Source organism: Streptomyces sp. NBC_01198, from assembly GCF_036010485.1.
GTDB lineage: Bacteria > Actinomycetota > Actinomycetes > Streptomycetales > Streptomycetaceae > Actinacidiphila.
In genome coordinates this window covers 4750793-4771099 of the sequence record NZ_CP108568.1, presented here as the reverse complement: position 1 = coordinate 4771099, position 20307 = coordinate 4750793, and the positions used below count along the sequence as shown (strand labels likewise).

Genomic DNA, 20307 nt, shown 5'->3' with positions numbered 1-20307 from the left:
GCGGGTGGCGGTGTCGTCTGCCACACAAATCCACAGATGGTTTATCACTCTGCGGGGGTCTCGATGGATATTGTACGTGGTTTAGACGATTTGTTGCCGGTCGCAGTTTGTGGTGGTCCCGGCGTATATCGGGCAGGCATGATGACGGTACTGCGCGGTATACAGGGGATCGATGTGGTCGTCGAATTCGACACCGCGAGTTACAGTCCCAGGCTGCTGCGGGACCATCGGGCGCGCGTACTGCTGATGGACCTGGACAGTTTCGACATCGGGGACGTACTGGCCAGACAGGTGGTGAGCCGGACCGCGGAGCAGGAGGTGAAGGTCCTCGCACTGTCCGCCAACCTCGACCCCGGCACCGCGATCAAGGTGCTGCTCGGCGGCGCGCAGGGCTTCCTGCACAAGGACACACCGGTGCAGGGGCTGGTGGACGCGATCCGGGCGGTGGACCGCGGCGGGGTGGCGCTGGACCCGTGGGTGGCCGGTGAGCTGGTCACCGCGCTGCGCTACAACGGGCCCTCCGAGGTGCCGGCCGGCCCGGGCGACGGCGTCAAACTCACCCCGCGCCAGCGGCAGATACTCGGCCTGATCGGCCACGGCCTGACCAACGTGGAGATCGCCGACCAGCTGCAACTGGGCAGACCCACGGTCAAGACGCACATCTCCTCGCTGCTGCGCGCCCTGGACCTGCGCGACCGCACCCAACTGGCGGTCTACGCCTGCATGCACGGTTTCCGTGCGCACGCTGCGATGCCGATGAACTGAGCGCGCCGCGGGGCGGACCGGAACAGGTCCGCCCCGCGGCTCACCCGGGGTCCGCCGACGGCCGGACGCGCCCGTCGGGAAGCCGTTGCGGATTACCCGCGAAATGGTGCGGATCAGCCGCCGGATTTTCGCGGCAGATCGCTGATGCGGACCCGGGAGAGCGTCGGAGATGATTTCCCCATGAGTAATTCACAGGTGAGCCGAATACGGGCGGCGGAAATAGAGCCCTACCGGGCGCGCGGCGGCCAGTTGCGTATGGTGCTGCACCCCGGTTCGGTGGGCAGCAGGTCCGGCTACATGGGAACGGCGGTCCTGCAGCCCGGCGAACACGTCGTCGAGCATTTCCACCCCTATTCCGAGGAGTTCCTATTCGTCGTCAACGGCGATCTGGTACTCGAAGTGGAGGGCGAGAACTGGACGCTGGGCGCCGGTGAGGGCATCTACGTGCCCATCGGCAAGCGGCACCGGCTGCGCAACGTCGGCACGACCGAGTCGCTGACCGTCTACCACATCGGCCCGCTCGCGCCGGACCCGTCGCTGGCGCACGTGGACACCGAGGTGCTCGGCGAGCCGGCGGCCGGGGAGCAGGCCGACAGCGCCGCCGGCACGGCCCGCGTGCTGTTCATGATGAAGGTGGCCGAGGAGAAGCGGGAGGACTTCCTCACCGCCTACGAGAAGGTCAGGTTCAGCGTCGCGGCGACCCCCGGGCACATCCGCGACCAGATCTGCCAGTCGCCGGAGGACCCGCGGAGCTGGCTGATCGCCAGCGAGTGGACCTCGATCGCGGACTTCTTCAGCTGGGAGAAGTCCGAGGACCACAAGGAACTGGTGCGGCCCATGCGGGAGTGCTACTCCGAGCCGGAGTTCCGCAGCTTCACCGTGGTCGCCGAGACGCTGGCGACGTGGTCATGAGCACCATCTCCGCCGAAGAACGGCTGATGACCTACATCAACATCTTCCACTGCAAGCCGGAGAACCAGCAGGCGCTGTCCGCCGCGATCCGCAAGGAGACCGACGAGATCGTCCGGCACATGCCCGGCTTCGTCTCGGCCAACGTGCACTGCAGCGTCGACGGCAGCCGGGTGACCAACTACGCCCAGTGGAGCGAGCTGGCGGCCTTCCAGGAGCACATCCGCAGCGAGGCCGGCCGCGCGCTGATCCTCGAACTGCACAAGTACGCCGACGACGTGGACGTCCACGTCTACCAGGTCGACTGGATCGTCTCCGGCGAAAAGGAGGAGTGACCATGAGAACCGCACGCGAACTCTGGGAGTCCGTCTACACGGAGATCGACGCCGACAACGCCCCCGCGCTGTTCGAACTGTGCGCCGCGGACGTGGAGATCCGCACCGCCAGCCAGCACACCAAGGGCGCGAACCGGCTCGGCGAGATGTTCGCCCAGCAGCGCGGGCTCTACGACGAGCTGGAGCACAAGGTCGACGGGATCATCGAGTCCGCCGACGGCTCCGCGCTCTCGGTCGAACTGAGCCTGTCCGGCGTGCCCAAGGGCACCGACCGGCGGCTGGCGTGGAACGTGGTGGAGACGATCAGGGCCGACGCCGGCCACATCGTGTCCTGGCACGCCATGCTCGACCGCACCGGCCTGATCCAGCAGATCCGCGCCCTGCACGGATGACCGCCATGCCGGTCCTGATACCCGTGCGCCAGGAGGTCGAGGTCGCCGACGGCGTCGTGGCGGTGGTGAACGGCGACGGCAGCGCGGGCCAGTCCAACAGCGTGCTGCTGCTCGGCGGCCCCGCCACGGTGATCGACACCATGCTGCTGCCGGAGATGGCCTCCGGCATCGTCGACGCGCTGACCCGCCGCGGCCGTCGCGCCGAGCTGGTGGTCAACACCCACATCCACACCGACCACATCGGCGGCAACGTGCTGTTCGACGGGGTGCCGATCATCGCCCATCCGCGGACGGTGACCGGGATGCGCAAGATGATCGGCGAGCCCGGACTGCCCTCGCTGCTCGCCAAGGTGATGCCCAGGTTCGCGGCGCTGCTCGCGGACTGGGACAGCGTGGCCGCCAAACCGGTGCCGCCCGCCGGGATCGAGGCCGCCCTGCCCGAGGGGGCGCGGGTGCTCGCATTCACCGACACCCACTCGGCAGCCGACCTCGCGGTGTGGCTGCCCGCCGAACGCGTCCTGGTCAGCGGCGACCTGTGCTTCGCGGGGGTGACCCCGCTGGCCGTGCACGGGCGGGTCGGCCGCTGGCGGAGCGCGCTCGACCAGCTGATCGCGCTGGGCCCGCGGGTGATCGTGCCCGGGCACGGCCAGCCGGCCGGGATCGAGGCACTGCACGACCTGGCCGGCTACTTCGACCGGGTGCTCGCCGCCGCCCGGCTGGCACAAGCGGAGGGCCTGTCCGCGGAGGCGGTGTGGGCGCGGTTCGACCCGGGCCCGGCCGCGGTCTGGCTCGAACCGGAACGGACCCTCGTCAACATCCAGGTAGCCCTCTCCGAGACAACCGGCAAACAATTCCAAGGAGAACACCGTGTCCCACAAGATCCAGACCCGTCGCATTCTCGATGAGGCATTCTCCCAGGGCAATACGGACGTCCTCGACGAGCTGATGACCGAGGACTTCGTCAACCACAACGCGCCGCCCGGAATGGACACCAGCCGCGAGGGCGTCAAGTCGGTCATCCGGGTCGAGCGGGAGGGCTTCCCCGACCTCAAGGTCGACCTCATCCGCGATTTCGAGGACGGCGAATACGTCATCCAGCACGTCCGGCTGACCGGCACCCACAAGGGCACCGTCTTCGGCGCCGAGCCGACCGGCCGCACCATCAGCTGGAACGAGATCCACATCGCCCGCATCCGCGACGGCCGGGTCAGCGACCACTGGGCCTGCAACGACCTGCACGTCCTGATGATGCAGCTGGGCAAGATGACGCCGCCCGACACCTCCGCGTTCCGCCAGGCGGACGCCGGTTCCTGACCGGCAACTCCGCTCCGCCATCCGGGATTTCGTCGAGGAGATGCATCATGACAGACGGGTTCGCGATCATCGGCACAGCCGCCCGGCTGCCCCGGGCGAACGGACCGGCCGAGTTCTGGCGGCTGCTGCGTTCGGGCACCGACGCGGTCACCGACCCTCCCCCGGGGCGGCCGACCGCGCGGCGTGGTGCGTTCCTCGACGACATCACCGGCTTCGACGCCGGTTTCTTCGGCCTCTTCCCCCGGGAGGCCGCCGCCATGGACCCGCACCAGCGGCTGATGCTGGAGCTGGGCTGGGAGGCGCTGGAGAACGCCCGGCTGACCGAGGCCCGGCTGACCGGCACGCAGACCGGGGTGTTCGTGTCCGCGCCGGCCGAGTTCGCGCCGGCGGCCGCGCCCGGCCTCTACACCTTCACCGGGCGGCAACGCGGCATGGCCGCCAACCGGTTGTCCCACGCCCTGGGCCTGCGGGGCCCCAGCCTCACCGTGGACACCGGGCAGTCCTCGTCGCTGGTCGCGGTGCACCTGGCGGTGCAGTCGCTGCGCACCGGTGAGTGCGACCTGGCCGTCGCCGGCGGGGTCAGCCTGATCGTCGCCCCGGACGAGGGCAGCGGCCTGGCCGAGATGGGGGTGCTGTCCCCGGACGGCCGCTGCCACGTCTTCGACAGCCGCGCCAACGGCTTCGTCCGCGGCGAGGGCGGCGGCCTGGTCGTCGTCAAGCGGCTGGCCGACGCGCTCGCCGACGGCGACCCCGTGGCCGCGGTCATCCTCGGCAGCGCGGTGAACAACGACGGCCGTACGGACGGGCTGACCGTGCCCAGCGCGGCCGCGCAGCAGGCGCTGCTCACCCGGGCCTACCGGCAGGCCGGGGTCGACCCGGGCGCGGTGCAGTACGTCGAACTGCACGGAACCGGAACCGCCGTGGGCGACCCGATCGAGGCAGCGGGCCTCGGCGCCGCGCTAGGCAACGCCCCGACCCGGACGGCGCCGCTGCTGGTCGGCTCCGTGAAGACCAACATCGGCCACCTGGAAGCCGCCGCCGGGATCGCAGGACTGCTCAAGACCGTACTGAGCCTGCGGAACGGGCAGCTGCCCGCGAGCCTGCACTTCGCCGAGCCCAACCCGGCCATCCCGCTGGCCGAGTTGAACCTGCTGGTCAACACCCGCGCGCGGCCGTGGCCCGAGGGCGGCCCTGCTGTGGCGGGCGTCAGCTCGTTCGGCATCGGCGGCACGAACTGCCACGTCGTCCTCACCGAGGCGCCCCCGGCGCCGAGTTCGTCCGCGCCCTCGGGCCTGCGGGTGGTGCCATGGGTGCCGTGGGTGCTGTCGGCGAAGACCCCTGAGGCCCTGCGCGGGCAGGCGAGGCGGCTGCTGGACCAGACCACTGCCGGGTGCGACCCGGTGGACGTCGGCTACTCGCTGGCGACCACCCGCACGGTCTTCCCGGTCCGCGCGGTCGCCCTCGGCCGCGACCGGGCCGAACTGGACTCGGGGCTGCGGGCGTTGGCGGTGGGGGACGGGCCCGCGGTGCTCGGGGACGACCCTGCGGTGGCCGGTCCGGCCGGGGACGCCGCGCTGTCGGCGGCGGCGCACGACTTCGTGGCGGGCGGCGAGGTGGACTGGCCCGCGGTCTTCACCGGCACCGGGGCCCGGGCGGTGGACCTGCCCGGGTACGCCTTCGACCGGTCGGGGGCGGGTGATCGGTCGGGTGTGGGTGGCCGGTCGGGTGCGGCTGCCCAGTCGCCTCAGGATGACCGGCAGGGTGCGGCTGACCGGCCGACTCAGGGTGACCGGCCGGCCGGTGCGGTGGCTGTCCCTGCCGGCGACATGCTCGGGGTCGTCCGGGCCGAGGTCGCTGCCCAGTTGGGGCACCACGACGCCGACGGCGTACCGCGCGAGCGCAGTTTCCGGTCCCTCGGCTTCGGCTCGCTCAGCGCGGTCGAGCTGGCAGAACGGCTGTCGGCGGCGACCGGGAGGCCGGTCGAGGCGACCGCCGTCTTCGACTTCCCGACACCCGCCGCCCTCGCGGCGCACCTGGCCGAGCAGGCCGGCGAGGGTGAGCGGGACAACGGGCTCCCGGGCGGCGGCCTCCCGGGTGGCAAGACCCCCGGCGGTCCTTCGGCGGGCACGCTTCCCGCGAGTGGGCGGTCCGGCGGTGAGCTCCCGCCCGGCCGGCCAGCCGGCGCCCCGCAGCCCGCCGCCGACGACCCGATCGCGATCGTCGGCATCGGCTGCCGCTACCCCGGCGGCGTCACCTCGGCGGCCGGTCTGTGGGAGGTGGCGGCCGGCGGACGTGACGTGATCTCCGCGTTCCCCACCGACCGGGGCTGGGACCTGGCCGCGCTCTACGACCCCGATCCGGACCGTACGGGCACGACGTACGTCCGCGAGGGCGGCTTCGTCAGCGATGTCGCCGGGTTCGACGCGGGGTTCTTCGGGATCAGCCCCAGCGAGGCGGTCGCGATGGACCCGCAGCAGCGGCTGCTGCTCGAAGTCACCTGGGAGGCGCTGGAGAACGCCGGGATCGACCCGCTGTCGCTGGCCGGCAGCCGTACGGGCGCGTTCCTGGGCATGTACGGCTGGGACTCCAGCGAGTCCGTCGAGGGCTACCGGATCACCGGCGGCCTGTCGAGCGTCGCGTCCGGCCGGGTGGCGTACACGCTGGGTCTTGAGGGTCCCGCGGTGACCCTCGACACGGCGTGCTCCTCCTCGCTGGTCGCGATGCATCTGGCGAGCCGGTCGCTGCGGTCGGGCGAGTCCGACCTGGTGCTGGCCGGCGGTGCCACCGTGATGTCGACGCCGCGGGTCTTCCTCGAATTCGCCCGGCAGCGCGGCCTGTCGCCGGACGCACGCTGCAAGTCCTTCGCCGCGGCGGCCGACGGCACGGCCTGGGCGGAGGGCGTCGGCGTCGTCGTCCTGGAACGCCTCTCCGACGCGCGCCGCCACGGCCACGAGGTGCTGGCGCTCCTGCGGGGCAGCGCGATGAACCAGGACGGCGCCTCCAACGGGCTGACCGCGCCGAACGGCCCTTCCCAGCAACGGGTGATCCGCGCCGCGCTCGCCGACGCGGGCCTGTCCGCGCTCGACGTCGACGTGGTCGAGGCGCACGGCACCGGGACCACGCTGGGCGACCCGATCGAGGCGCAGGCGATCCTGGCGACGTACGGACGCGGGCGGCCGCGCGGCCGCGAACTCCTCCTCGGCTCGCTGAAGTCCAACATCGGCCACACCCAGGCGGCCGCGGGCGTGGCCGGCGTGATCAAGATGGTCGCCGCGATGCGGCACGGCGTCGTGCCCGCGACCTTGCACGTCGACGCGCCGAGCCCGCACGTCGACTGGTCATCCGGCGCGGTCCGGCTGGCCACCAGCGCCCAGGACTGGCCGGACACCGGGCGGCCGCGCCGCGCGGCCGTGTCGTCGTTCGGCATCTCCGGCACCAACGCGCACGTCATCCTCGAACAACCGCCCGCCCGTTCGCTGCCGCCCCGGAGCGAACCGCGCTGGCCCGCGGTGCCGTGGGTGCTGTCGGCCAAGACCGAGGACGCGCTGCGCGGCCAGGCCCGGCGGCTGCTCGACCACACCGCCACCGGGCACCACTCCGAGCACGACAGCGGGCCCGACTCCGGCCACGACACCGGCGGCGACACCGGGCACGACGCGGCCGACATCGGCCGGTCGCTGGCGTCCACCCGGTCGCGGTTCGCCCACCGTGCCGTCGTGGTGGGCGCGGACGAAGCCGACCTGGTCGCCGGGCTGTCGTCGGTGGCCGCCGGGCTGCCCGCCCCCCAGGTGACGTACGGCCGGGCGGAGGACGAGCCGGGCAGGACCGCGTTCGTCTTCCCCGGGCAGGGCATCGAGTGGCTGGGCATGGCCGCCGAACTGCTGGACACCGCACCGGTGTTCGCCGCCCGGATGGCCGACTGCGCCGCGGTCGTCGACCCGCTCGTCGACTGGTCGCTGCTCGACACGGTCCGGGAGACCGTCGACGACTCGTGGCTGGAGCGTGCCGACGTCGTGCAACCCGCGCTGTTCGCGGTGCTGGTGTCGCTGGCCGAGTTGTGGCGCTCGCTCGGCGTGCGGCCGGACGCCGTCGTGGGCACCTCGCAGGGGGAGATCGCGGCCGCCTGCGTCGCCGGTGCGCTGTCGCTGGAGGACGCCGGCCGGCTGATCGTCGCCAGGTCGCGGCTGATGGCCGAGCAACTGCCCGGCGCCATCGTGTCGGTGGCCGCCCCGGAGAGCGAGGTGGCCGGACGGCTGCTGCCCGGCCTGACGATCGCGGGCGTCAACGGCCCGAACGGGACGACGGTCGCAGGGCCCGCGGACGTGCTGGACGCCTTCGCCGCCGAGCTGCGCGCGAACGGCGTCCGGGCCAGGATCGTGGCCCGGCTCGCCTCGCACTCCCCGCTCGTCGATCCGCTGGAGGGCGAGTTCGCCCGCCTGACCGCGTTCGTCCGCCCCCGCGCCGCCGCGGTGCCGGTCTACTCGACGGTGACCGGGGCGCCCGTCGCGGGCGAGGAGCTGACGCCCGCGTACTGGTACCGCAACTGCCGGCAGCCGGTCGCCTTCCAGCGTTCCGTCGAGGCGCTGCTCGCCGACGGCTTCAGGCACTTCGTGGAGTGCTCGCCGCACCCGGCGCTGGGCATCCACATCGAGCAGACCGCCGAGCCGGCGGGCCGCACGGTCACCGTGGTCGGCTCGCTGCGGCGCGACGAGGGCGGCCCCGCGCGGCTGCTGGCCTCCGCCGCGGAGCGGTACGTGCGGGGCGGCGAGGTGGCGTGGGACGCGGCGTTCGGTGACGCCCGGCATGTGCCGCTGCCCACCTACGCCTTCGACCGCACGCGGTACTGGCTGGAAGCGGCGCCGCGGACGGACGTGACGGGTCTCGGCCTGACCGCCGCGGACCATGCGCTGGTCGGTGCCGTCGCGGAACTGCCGGACACCGGGGCGGTGTTGCTGTCGGGACAGCTGTCGCTCGGCATGCACGGCTGGCTCGCCGACCACGCGGTCACGGGCGCCCTGCTGGTGCCGGCCACCGCGTTCGTCGAGCTGGCGCTGCGCGCGGGCGCCGAAGTCGGCCTGGAGCGCGTAGGCGAACTGGTCGTGCAGGCACCGCTCGTGCTGCCCGAGCAGGGTGGTGTGGCCGTCCGGGTGGTCGTGGACGACGGCGAGATCGCGATCCACTCCCGCACCGGCGACGAGTGGGTGACCCACGCGCGAGGCGAGTTGACCGCCGCGGACCCGCCCGATCTGCCCCCGGAGCTCGGGGAGTGGCCCCCCGCGGCGGCGACCCCGGTGGACCTGGCCGGCGCCTACCAGCGGCTGGCGGAACGCGGTTACGGCTACGGTCCGGCCTTCCAGGGCCTGCGCGCGGTGTGGCGCCGCGGCGAGGACGTCTACGCAGAGGTCGCGCTGCCGGACGGCACCGATACGGCCGGGTTCGGCCTGCACCCGGCGCTGCTGGACGCGGCGTTGCACGCGGCGCTGGTGACCGTCGCCGGGGAGGGCCTTGCGCTGCCGTTCGCGTGGGCCGACGTCCGGCTGCTCGCGACCGGCGCGACCGCGCTGCGGGTGGTGATCACCCCGACCGGGCCGGAGGAGTTCTCCCTCGCGGCCTACGACCTCGGCGGCCGGCCGGTGTGCACGGCCGGGTCGGTCGTCCTGCGGCGGCTGTCGGCCGAGCAGCAGGCCGCGGTGTCCCGGGCCGGCCACGCCACCGCCCACCGCCTGCTGGAACTGACCTGGCCGCCGCTGGCCCGCCGTGACGCGCTCCCGGTGTCCGTCGCGAGCTGGGACGACCTGGACCGGACGGTGCCGCTGCCGAACGTCGTGCTCCTCGACGGCGGACCGGCCGCACCGGCCGGCCCCGATCTGCCCGCCGCCGTGCACGCCGCCACCCACCGGGTGCTGGGCGTGCTCCAGGACTGGCTCGCCGACGAGCGGACGGCGGGCAGCGTCCTGCTGGTCGCCACCCGTGGCGCGGTGCAGCCCCCCGGTGGCGGCGCGCCCGATCCGGTCGCCGCCGCGGTGTGGGGTCTGGTGCGGGCGGCGCAGGCCGAGGCGCCCGGCCGGATCGTGCTGGTGGACGCCGACACGGCCAGCGGCGCGGACATCGACATCGCCACCGTCGTGGCGAGCGGCGAACCGCAGGTGATGATCCGCGCCGGAGTGCTGCGCGCGGCCCGCCTCACGCCCGTACCGGACTCGGCCGCCGGAGGGTTCGACACCGGCGGACCGACACTGATCACCGGCGACACCGGCGGACCGACACTGATCACCGGCGGCACCGGCGGCCTCGGCTCGGCGCTGGCCCGCCACCTGGCGGCCCGGCACGGCGTGCGACGGCTCGTACTCGCCTCACGGCAGGGCCCGGACGCCCCCGGGGCCGCGGGACTGGTCGCGGACCTGGCGGAGTTGGGCGCGAAAGCCCAGGTGGTCCGGTGCGACGTCACCGACCGCGACGCGGTCGCCGCCCTGGTGACGCCGGAGCTGACCACGGTGATCCACGCGGCCGGGGTGCTCGACGACGGCGTCATCGACGCACTGACCCCGGACCGGATGGACGCCGTGCTGCGCCCCAAGGCCGATGCGGCCTGGTATCTGCACGAGGCGACCGAGCGGACCGGTGCCGCGCTGGTGCTGTTCTCCTCCGTGCTCGGCGTGTGCGGCGGCCCCGGGCAGGCCAACTACTCGGCGGCCAACGCCTTCCTCGACGCGCTGGCCGCGTACCGGCACGACCGCGGGCTGCCTGCGCTGTCCATCGGCTGGGGCCTGTGGGACCGCGGCGCCGGCATGGCAGGGCAGCTGCGCGACGCGGACCTCGTCCGGCTCAGGCGGCGCGGCCTGACCGAACTGCCGGTGGACGCGGGGCTTGCGCTCTTCGACGCCGCCGTCGCCCAGCACCGGCCGTCCGTGGTGGCGATGCCGGTCGACCGCGCGGTGCTCCAGATGTCCGCTGGCCTCGGCGAACTCCCCTCGGTGCTGGCCGACCTGGCGCCGAGCCGGCCCATGGCGGCACCCGCCACGGGCTCCGGGACCACGGACCTGCTCATGCTGACCAGGACCCAGGCCTCGCTCCTGCTGGGGCACGGCGGCGGCGCCCCCGTCGACCCGGACCGCAACTTCCGCGATCTGGGCTTCGATTCGCTGCTGGCCGTCGAACTGCGCAACCGGCTCAAGGCGGCCACCGGCATGGCGCTGCCCGCCGGCGTGGTCTTCGACTACCCCACGCCGACCGCCTTGGCCGGTTACCTGCGCGACCGCGCCGCCGGACGCGGCGGGAGCGCGGACGCGCCGCCCGCCGGCGTGGTGGACGACGCCGACCCGATCGTCGTGGTGGGCATGAGCTGCCGGTTCCCCGGCGGCATCGACTCCCCCGCCGACCTGTGGGAGGCCGTCGCCACCGGCCGGGACGCGATCGGCGACTTCCCGACCGACCGCGGCTGGCAGATCTCCGGACCGTCCACCCGGCAGGGCGGATTCCTCGCCGACGCGGGCGCGTTCGACGCCGCCTTCTTCGGCATCAACCCGCACGAGGCGGCCGCGATGGACCCGCAGCAGCGGCTGCTGCTCGAAGTGTGCTGGGAGGCGGTGGAACGCTCCGGCATCGCGCCGGAGTCGCTGGCCGGCAGCCGGACCGGGGTGTTCGCCGGGATCATGGCGCAGGACTACGGCGCCGGCGTGGACGACGCGGCCGCCGGGGTGGAGGGCTACCGGCTGATCGGCAGCCAGGGCAGTGTCGCGTCCGGCCGGGTCGCCTACGCGCTCGGCCTGGAGGGGCCCGCGGTCACCGTGGACACCGCCTGCTCCTCGTCGCTGGTCGCCGTGCACCTGGCCGCGCGCTCGCTGCGCTCCGACGAGTGCGACCTGGCACTGGTCGGCGCCGCCACGGTGATCGCCACCCCGCGGGTCTTCGTGGAGTTCGCCCGGCAGGGCGGGTTGGGCGCCGACGGCCGGTGCAAGTCGTTCGGCGCCGCGGCCGACGGCACCGGCTGGAGCGAGGGTGCGGGCGTGCTGGTGCTCGAACGGCTCTCGCGGGCCCGGGAGTCCGGGCACAAGGTGCTGGCGGTGGTGCGCGGCAGCGCGGTGAACCAGGACGGCGCCTCCAACGGCCTGACCGCGCCCAACGGCCCCTCCCAGCAACGGGTGATCCGCGCCGCCCTGGCCGACGCGGGCCTGTCCACCGGGGACGTCGACGTCCTCGAAGCGCACGGTACGGGCACGGTGCTCGGTGACCCCATCGAGGCGGAGGCGGTCCTGGCCACCTACGGCCAGGACAGGCCCGCCGACCGCCCGCTGCTGCTCGGCTCGGTCAAGTCGAACATCGGGCACACCCAGGCCGCCGCGGGGATGGCCGGCGTGATCAAGATGATCGGCGCGCTCAACCAGGGCGTGGTCCCGCCGACCCTGCACGCCGACCCGCCGACCCCCGCGGTGGACTGGTCGGCCGGGGGTGTCGCGCTGGCGACCGAGCCGGTCGACTGGCCGCACACCGGACGGCCGCGGCGCGCGGGCGTCTCCGCGTTCGGCATCTCCGGCACCAACGCCCATGTGATCCTCGAACAGCCGCCCGCGCAGCCGGAACCCGTGCCCTCCGAGCCCGACTGGCCGTTGCTGCCCTGGGTGTTGTCCGCGCGCAGCGAGCCCGCGCTGCGCGGCCAGGCCGCGCGGCTGCTGGCCCACGTGCGGGCGCACGGGGACGTGGACCCGGCGGCGATCGCCTCCGCGCTGGTCGCGACCCGATCGCACTTCCCGCACCGGACGGTCGTCACCGGCGCGGACCGCGCCGAGCTGATCGACCGGCTCGCCGAAGCCGCGCACGCGGAACCGGCCGCACCGGCCTCCGGGCCGCTCGTCTTCCTCTTCCCCGGCCACGGCAGCCAGTACGCGGCCATGGGCGCGGCGCTGTACGCGGAGTTCCCGGCGTATGCCGCCGCGCTGGACGACGTGCTCGCCGCACTCGACGCGAATCTGGAACGGCCGCTGGCGGAGCTGCTGTTCGCCGAGAAGGGCTCGCCTGAGGCGGGGCTTCTCCAGGACCAGACCGAGTTCACCCAGCCCGCGCTGTTCGCCGTCGAGGTCGCGCTGTTCCGGCTGGTCGAGTCCTTCGGGCTGCGTCCCGACTACCTGCTCGGCCACTCCTTCGGCGAGCTGGCCGCGGCGCATGTGGCCGGGATCCTGTCGCTGCCCGACGCGGCCAGGCTGATCACCGCACGCGGCCGCGCCATGGGCGCGCTGCCGCCCGGCGTGATGGTGCAGATCCAGGCGGGCGCCGACGAGATCGAACCCACCCTGGAAGCCGGGGTGTCCATCGCGGCGCTCAACGCGCCGCAGGCCACGGTGATCTCCGGGACGCCCGAGGCCGTCGAGCGGGTCGTCGCGCACTGGCGCGAGCGGGGGCGGCGGTCGGTCAAGCTGCGCAACCGGCACGCCTTCCACTCCGCCGAACTCGACGGCCGGCTGGAGGAGTTCGCCGCGGTGGCCCGGGAGGTGAGCTACCACCCGCCGACGATCCCGATCATGTCCAACGTCAGCGGCGGACCCGCCGCGCAGGGCGATCTGCGGTCCGCCGACTACTGGCTGCGGCACGCCAGGGGCAGCGTCCGCTTCCTGCCGTGCGTTAACGCCCTGGCGGAGCTGGGCGCGAGCACCTTCGTGGAGATCGGCCCCGGGCGGGCGCTGGCCACGCTGGCGGCGCAGACCATCCCGACCGAGGTCGTCGCGCTGTCGCTGCTGCGCCGCGACCTGCCGGAACTTGCCAGCCTGCTGCCGACGCTCGGCGAACTGTCCGCGCGGGGCCTGCCGGTGGACTGGCGGGCGGTGTTCGGCGTGCGGTCAGGGCCGTACGCGGAGCTGCCCACGTACGCCTTCGACCGGCAGCGCTACTGGCTGCGGCCCGAACCCCCGCTCGCCACCCCGGGACTCGGCTTCGTCGCGGCCGGCCACCCGGTCCTCAGCGCCCGGATGGAGCTGCCCGACGACGGGACGGTGGTCCTGTCCGGCACGGTCTCCCGCACCTCCCCCGGCTGGCTGACCGACCACGCGGTGGCCGGTACGGTGCTCGCCCCCGGCACCCTCTTCGCCGAACTGGCGCTGCGCGCGGCCGCCGACGTCGGGGCGGCCGCGGTACGCGAGTTGGTGATCCAGGCGCCGCTGGTGCTGCCCGAACAGGGCGCGGTGACCGTCCAGGTGGTCGCCCACCCGGCGGGCGAGGTGGTGCTGTCCGCCCGCGCCCACGAGCCGGCCGCGCCCTGGGTGGTGCACGCCAGGGGCTCGCTGGCCACCGCGGTCCACGCGGTACCCGCCGAACCGGCGGCCTGGCCGCCGGCCGGCGCGGTGCCGCTCGACCCGGCGGGTGCGTATTCCCGGCTGGCGGACCAGGGGCTCGGCTACGGCCCGGCCTTCCGCGGGCTGCGGGCCCTGTGGCGCGACGGCGACGACGTGCTCGCCGAGGTCGCCGCCGATCTCGACACCGTCGGCTACGGCCTGCACCCGGCGCTGCTGGACGCGGCGTTGCAGGCGTGGGTGGTGGGCACCGGGCGCGGCGGCACGGACGTACCTTTCGCGTGGGAGAACGTGGTGCTGCACCGGCCCGGGGCTGACGGCCTGCGGGTCCGGCTGTCCCCGGCCGGCCAGGACGGCGTCGCGCTGGCGGCGTACGACCAGGCGGGGAGGCCGGTGCTGACCGCAGGGCCGGTACGCCTGCGGCCGATGTCCGCGCCGGGCGGCCTGCTGCGGGAACTGGCCTGGACCCCGCTGGACTCCGCGCCCGCGCCCCGGCCGGCCGCGTTCGACGACGTCGTGGTGCTCGACGGCTTCACCACCGGCGCCGACGTCATCTCCTCCGTACACGCCGCCACCCGGCGGGCGTTGGACGCGCTGACCGCGCCGGGGACGCGGCGGGTGGTGGTGGTGACCCGTGGCGCGGTCGCGCTGCCGGGCGAGGACGTACCCGATCTGGCCGGGGCGGCGGTGTGGGGCCTGGTGCGGTCCGCGCAGGCCGAACAGCCGGGCCGGTTCTTCCTGGTGGACACCGACGGCGAAGTGGACCTGCCCGCGGTCCCGGCGACGGAGCAGCCGCAGGTGGTCGTCCGCTCGGGTGTGCCGCACGTGCCGCACCTCGCGCCGCTCGCCGAGCCGGCGGGGACAGGGTCCCCGTTCGGTCCCGAAGGGAAGGTGCTGATCACCGGCGGCAGCGGCGGTCTCGGCGCGCTGTTCGCCCGGCATCTCGTCGTCGGCCACGGGGTCCGGCGCCTGCTGCTGGTCAGCAGGCGCGGCCCGGCCGCGCCCGAGGCGCCCGCGCTGCGCGCGGAGTTGGCCGCGGCCGGCGCGCAGGTCGAGGTCGTGGCCTGCGACGTCTCCGACCGGGCCGCGGTGACGGACCTGGTGGCGTCCGCCGGAGTGACCGCGGTCGTGCACGCGGCGGGCATCCTCGACGACGGCGTCCTCGACTCGCTGACACCGCGGCGGCTCGCCGCGGTGCTCGCGGCCAAGGCGGACGCCGCCTGGCATCTGCACGAGGCGACCCGCGGTCTTGATCTCAGCGCTTTCGTGCTGTTCTCCTCGGTGGCCGGCGCGCTCGGCTCGCCGGGCCAGGCCAACTACGCGGCCGCGAACGCCTTCCTGGACGGTCTCGCCGCGCACCGCCGGGCCGGCGGCCTGCCCGCGGTGTCCATCGCGTGGGGGCTGTGGGCCGGTGAGCGCGGCATGACCGGGCAGCTGGGCGAGGCGGACCTGGCGCGGCTGCGCGACCGCGGGCTCGCGCCGATCTCCCGCTCCGACGGCCTGGCGATGTTCGACGCCGCCCTGACCGCGCCCCGCGCCCAGGTGGCCGCGGTGACGCTGCGCGCGCCGGTACGGCCGGGCGGCCAGGACGACGTGGTCCGGCTGCGGCGCGAACTGGCCGGGCTCGGCCGGGACGAGCAGCGGCAGCGCGTACTGGACCTGCTGAGCCGGAAGTTGGTGGCGGTGCTCGGCCACCGCGAGGGTCAGCCGCTCGACGCCGACCGCAACTTCCGCGACCTGGGGGTCGACTCGCTGATCGCGATCGAGCTGCGCAACGCCCTCGCACCGCTGACGGACGCGCCGCTGCCGGCCACGGCGGTCTTCGACTACCCGACTCCCGCGGCGCTCACCGACCACATACACCGCATCCTCGTCGTCGCGCCGGCGCCGCAGGCGCGGCCCAGCCAGAAGGAGTTGATCGAGGCGATGGACACCGAAGAGCTGATCGCGGCCGCGCTGGGCGAAGGCGGCCCGCGATGACCGGCCGCGGCCCCAGGGCGCGGACCGGCAAGGCACGGACCCTGCGGGCACGGGTCTTCGGGCCACGCGCCCCCGAGGTGTGGATCCCGCGGCAGCGGATCCCCCCGTCCCGGACCCCGTCCGCGCGGAGGCCGGTCGCCGGCTCCGGGACCCGGCCCGCGCCGCCCCGGCGGGAGCGGGACTTCCTGGACGCGCTGTGGCAGATCCTCGTCACCATGGGCGGCGCCTGGGTGCCGCTTCCGGTGGAGTACGCGGACGACCCGCAGGACCCCGGGCGGAGTGACCCGCGATGAGCCAGGACACCGAGGCCAGGCTGGTGAAGGCGCTGCGCGAGTCGCTGAAGGAGATCGAGCGGCTGCGCGGGAACGGCACGGGAGGCGGGAACGGCGGCGACGACCCGGTCGCGGTCGTCGGCATCGGCTGCCGCCTCCCCGGCGGCGCCGTCTCGGCCGCGGACCTGTGGGACCTGGTGGCCGACGGCCGCGACGTGATCTCCGGCTTCCCCTCCGACCGGGGCTGGGACCTGGACAACCTCTACGACCCCGATCCTGACCGGCCGGGCACGACGTATGTGCGCCACGGCGGATTCGTCGCCGGGGCCGCGGACTTCGACGCGGGATTCTTCGGCGTCGGCCCGGGCGAGGCCCTGGCGATGGACCCGCAGCAGCGGCTGGTGCTCGAAGCCGCCTGGGAGGCGCTGGAGAACGCCGGCATCGACCCGCAGTCCCTGGCCGGCAGCGCGACCGGCGTCTATCTCGGCCACATGGCGCAGGAGTACGGCCGCGACCTCGACGAAGCGGGCACCGAGGGCTACCGGTTGACCGGCACGGCGGGCAGCCTGATCTCCGGCCGACTGTCCTACACGCTGGGACTTGAGGGTCCCGCGGTGACCCTCGACACGGCGTGCTCCTCCTCGCTGGTCGCGGTGCACCTGGCGTGCAGGTCGCTGCGGTCGGGCGAGTCGGATCTGGCGATGGCCGGTGGGGCGACGGTGATGGCCACCCCGCGCGGCTTCGTGGACATGGCCCGGCAGCGCGGCCTGTCGCCGGACGGGCGGTGCAAGTCCTTCGCCGCCGCGGCCGACGGCACCGGATGGGCCGAGGGCGTCGGCGTCCTGGTGCTCGAACGGCTCTCCGACGCGCGGCAGCGCGGCCATCGGGTGCTGGCCCTGGTGCGCGGCAGCGCGGTGAACCAGGACGGCGCCTCCAACGGGCTGACCGCGCCCAACGGCCCCTCCCAGCAACGGGTGATCCGGGCCGCCCTCGCCGACGCGGGGCTGTCCGCGGTGGACGTCGACGTGGTGGAGGCGCACGGCACCGGGACCACGCTGGGCGATCCGATCGAGGCGCAGGCGGTGCTGGCGACGTACGGGCAGGACCGGCCCGCCGACCGGCCGCTGGTCCTGGGGTCGCTGAAGTCCAACATCGGGCACACCCAGGCCGCCGCGGGCGTCGCGGGCCTGATCAAGATGGTCGCCGCGATGCGCCACGGCGTGGTGCCCGCGACGCTGCACGTCGACGCGCCGAGCCCGCATGTCGACTGGTCCGCCGGGCGGGTGGAGCTGGCCGTGGAGCGGCGGAGCTGGCCGCGTACCGGACGGCCGCGCAGGGCGGGGGTGTCGTCGTTCGGCATCTCCGGCACCAACGCCCACGTCATCGTCGAGCAGGCGCCCCCCGAGCCGGAGCCGCCCCGGCGGCAACCGGCCGCGGTCCCTTGGGTGTTCTCGGCGAGGACCCCGGGCGCGCTGGCCCGTCAGGCGGCCCGGCTGCTGGCGTTGCTCGAGCGGTCCGACCTCGACCCGGCGGACGTCGGTCACACCCTGCTGTGCCGGGCGCGCTTCACCCACCGGGCCGTCGTGCTCGGCGCGGACCGGGACGAACTGCTGGCGGGGCTGCGGGCCTTCGCCGCCGCTCCCGAGCCGGGCGGCGTGTTCGGGCGGACGGCGCTGCGCGAGGCGGCCGAGCGGTTCGTGACCGGCGACGCCGTCGACTGGGCGGCGGTCTTCGCCGGTTCCGGCGCGCGGCCGGTCGACCTGCCCGCCTACCCCTTCGCCCGGCAGCGCTACTGGGCTGCTCCCGCGAGGACCCCGGCCGCCGCCATTGCGCCTGCCCCCGGCGGGGGTTCGGGCGACAACCTCACCACCGTGAGCACCGCGGTCGGCGACGTGCTCGGCGAGTACGGCACGGTCGGCCTGGACGACGACATCGTCGCGCACGGGCTGAACTCGCTGGCGGCCGTCGAGCTGCGGGGCCGGCTGCAGGCGCTGACCGACGCGCGGATCGGCCTGACCGACATCTTCGACAACCCGACCATCCGCTCGCTGGCCAGGTTCCTGGACGAGCGCTGACAGTTCCGGAGGCTCCGATGTCCCACGATCCCGTTGCCGCTCTCGGCTTCGACGAGCTGGTGCCGCCCCAGACGGTGAACCGGCGGTCGGCCCGCGAGGTGTTCGTCACCGACCACGCCCGCCTCGGCGCCCACGAGTTCGCGATCGCCGTGCGGATCGCGCACGACCACCCGCTGTGGTCCGACCAGCAGGCCCCCTGGCACGACCCGGTCGCGATGGTCGAGGCGTTCCGGCAGGCCTTCGTCGTGGTCAGGCACGAATACCTCGACGTCCGGCGGGGCACCCCCTCGGCGGTGCAGCAGGTGTCGCTGGCCGTGCCGGGGCTGGGGGCGTTCCGCGCCGACGGGACCTCCCCGCTGCGCGGCGTCATCAAGGTCCGGGTCACCGAGCGCGACGGCACGTTCGACATCGCGGGCGACTTCCTCGTCGGCCGGGAACCGGCGATGACGCTGTCGTTCGGCAGCATCCTCTTCCCCCGCGAGTCCTACCGCGAGATCCGCAGCTACCAACGGGCCCGCCGCGCCGGGGACGTGGGCGCCGCCGGTGACGTCAAGCCGGTCGACCCCGAGCTGGTCGGGCGGCGCGACCCGGCCAACGTGGTGATCGGCCCGGCCGTGCGGCCCGACCGGTACCCGCTGGTGGTGGACCGGAGCCACCCGTCGTTCTTCGACCGGGACTACGACCACATCCCCGCCTCGCTGCTCATCGAAGCCATGCGGCAGTCCGCGCTGCACAGCGCGGCCAGGTCCGGCCTGCGCACGGGCGAGGCGGCGCTGACCCGGGCCGAGTTGGACTTCGGCATCTTCGTGGAGATCGACGTACCCGCCGAATGCGTGGTCGCGGTGAGCGGCGGGCCTGACGCGCTCACCGCCTCGGTCGGCATCGACCAGGCCGGCGTCCGCGTCGCGAGCGGAACCCTGGAACTGACCGGGCTGCACCCGTGACCAGGCCGGCGAAGGCGGTGGCTCCCCTGGACGTCCGGCGCGAGGTCGCCCTGGTCTTCCCCGGGCAGGGCGCGCAGCAACCGAGGATGGGCGCCGATCTCTACCGCGTCGAGCCGACGTTCACCGCGGTGATGGACGAGTTCTTCGCCGCGGGCGGTGCCGAAGGGCGGCGGCTGCGTGCCGACTGGCTCGCCGAGCAGCCGGTGCCGGACTTCGACGACTGCTGCCGGGCGCAGCCGTTGCTGTTCGCGGTCGGCGCGGCCCTGGCGTTCGCGGTGATCGCGCGGGGCCTGCGCCCCACGGTCCTGGTCGGCCACAGCGTCGGCGAACTGGCCGCGGCCGCCGTGGCCGGGGTGTTCAGCATCGCCGAGGGCAGCCGGGTGATGGCCGCGAGGACCGCCGCGATGGCGGCCACGGAACCGGGAGGGATGCTCGCGGTCGCCGCGGGCGTCGGCCGGATCCGGGAGGTGCTCGGCGCCGACCTCGCCGAGCAGGGCATCGCGGTCGCGGCGATCAACAGCCCCTATCAGACGGTGCTCTCCGGCGCGACGGCCGAACTGCGGTCCGCAGAGCGGGCCCTGACCGCCGAGGTGGTGGCGTGCCGCCCGGTGAAGGCGCGGCAGGCGTTCCACAGCCCGCTGTGCGCGGGGGCCGCCGCCAGGTTCGGCGAACTGCTCGGACGTATCGAGCTGCGCCCGCCGGCCATCACGATCCGCTCCACCTGCACCGCCCGCGACGTGACCGCCGCGGAGTCGGTCACCCCGGAGTTCTGGTCGGCCCAGCTGTCCAGACCGGTGCTGTTCTGGCCCGCGATGGACGACCTGCTCAGGTCCGGCAGCCGCCTCTTCCTCGAAGCCGGCCCGAAGGGCAGCTGCGCGGCCGTGCTGCGCCTGCACCCCGCGGTCCAGTCCCGTACGCACGTCGTGCTGCCGCTGCTGCCGGCGGCGTCACGGGCCGACGCCCGCGCCGTCTTCGACGAGTCCGTCGGCGCCGCCCTGGCGATGACCGCCTGACCGGCGCCGCACGGGCACCTGGTCGCCG

At 74.5% G+C, this 20307-nt stretch carries 11 protein-coding genes; all 11 read left to right on the top strand.

From position 1 onward, the window contains the following. Positions 1–138: 138 nt before the first annotated feature. Entirely contained in the window at positions 139–765 is a 627-nt protein-coding gene (locus OG702_RS21330; protein WP_327290509.1) for a response regulator transcription factor, read from the top strand. Between the two features lie 180 nt (positions 766–945). Next, positions 946–1677: a cupin domain-containing protein gene (locus OG702_RS21325; protein WP_327290508.1), complete on the top strand. Its 732-nt coding sequence runs from the start codon at positions 946–948 to the stop codon at positions 1675–1677. Then, entirely contained in the window at positions 1674–2009 is a 336-nt protein-coding gene (locus OG702_RS21320) for an antibiotic biosynthesis monooxygenase family protein (protein ID WP_327293308.1), read from the top strand. The genes OG702_RS21325 and OG702_RS21320 overlap by 4 nt, the downstream gene beginning before the upstream one ends. Positions 2010–2011: 2 nt before the next feature. Next, a complete protein-coding gene (locus OG702_RS21315) occupies positions 2012–2401 on the top strand; it encodes a nuclear transport factor 2 family protein (protein WP_327290507.1) in 390 nt (129 codons plus the stop codon). Further along, the gene (locus OG702_RS21310; RefSeq protein WP_327290506.1) at positions 2398–3306 is read left to right on the top strand and encodes an MBL fold metallo-hydrolase; all 909 of its coding nucleotides are present in this window, start codon (positions 2398–2400) and stop codon (positions 3304–3306) included. Before OG702_RS21315 ends, OG702_RS21310 begins: the two co-directional genes overlap by 4 nt. Beyond that, positions 3269–3715: an ester cyclase gene (locus tag OG702_RS21305; RefSeq protein WP_327290505.1), complete on the top strand. Its 447-nt coding sequence runs from the start codon at positions 3269–3271 to the stop codon at positions 3713–3715. The genes OG702_RS21310 and OG702_RS21305 overlap by 38 nt, the downstream gene beginning before the upstream one ends. Before the next feature lie 47 nt (positions 3716–3762). Next, positions 3763–15975, top strand: coding sequence for an SDR family NAD(P)-dependent oxidoreductase (locus tag OG702_RS21300; RefSeq protein ID WP_327290504.1), 12213 nt, complete (start codon positions 3763–3765; stop codon positions 15973–15975). Further along, complete coding sequence (locus tag OG702_RS21295) at positions 15972–16268, top strand: hypothetical protein (RefSeq protein ID WP_327290503.1); 297 nt, start codon at positions 15972–15974, stop codon at positions 16266–16268. Before OG702_RS21300 ends, OG702_RS21295 begins: the two co-directional genes overlap by 4 nt. A 23-nt stretch (positions 16269–16291) precedes the next feature. Then, positions 16292–18322, top strand: coding sequence for a type I polyketide synthase (locus OG702_RS21290; RefSeq protein WP_442814725.1), 2031 nt, complete (start codon positions 16292–16294; stop codon positions 18320–18322). A 17-nt stretch (positions 18323–18339) separates the two neighbouring features. Further along, complete coding sequence (locus tag OG702_RS21285; RefSeq protein WP_327290501.1) at positions 18340–19266, top strand: AfsA-related hotdog domain-containing protein; 927 nt, start codon at positions 18340–18342, stop codon at positions 19264–19266. Then, complete coding sequence (locus OG702_RS21280) at positions 19263–20279, top strand: acyltransferase domain-containing protein (protein WP_327290500.1); 1017 nt, start codon at positions 19263–19265, stop codon at positions 20277–20279. The genes OG702_RS21285 and OG702_RS21280 overlap by 4 nt, the downstream gene beginning before the upstream one ends. Positions 20280–20307 lie beyond the last annotated feature (28 nt).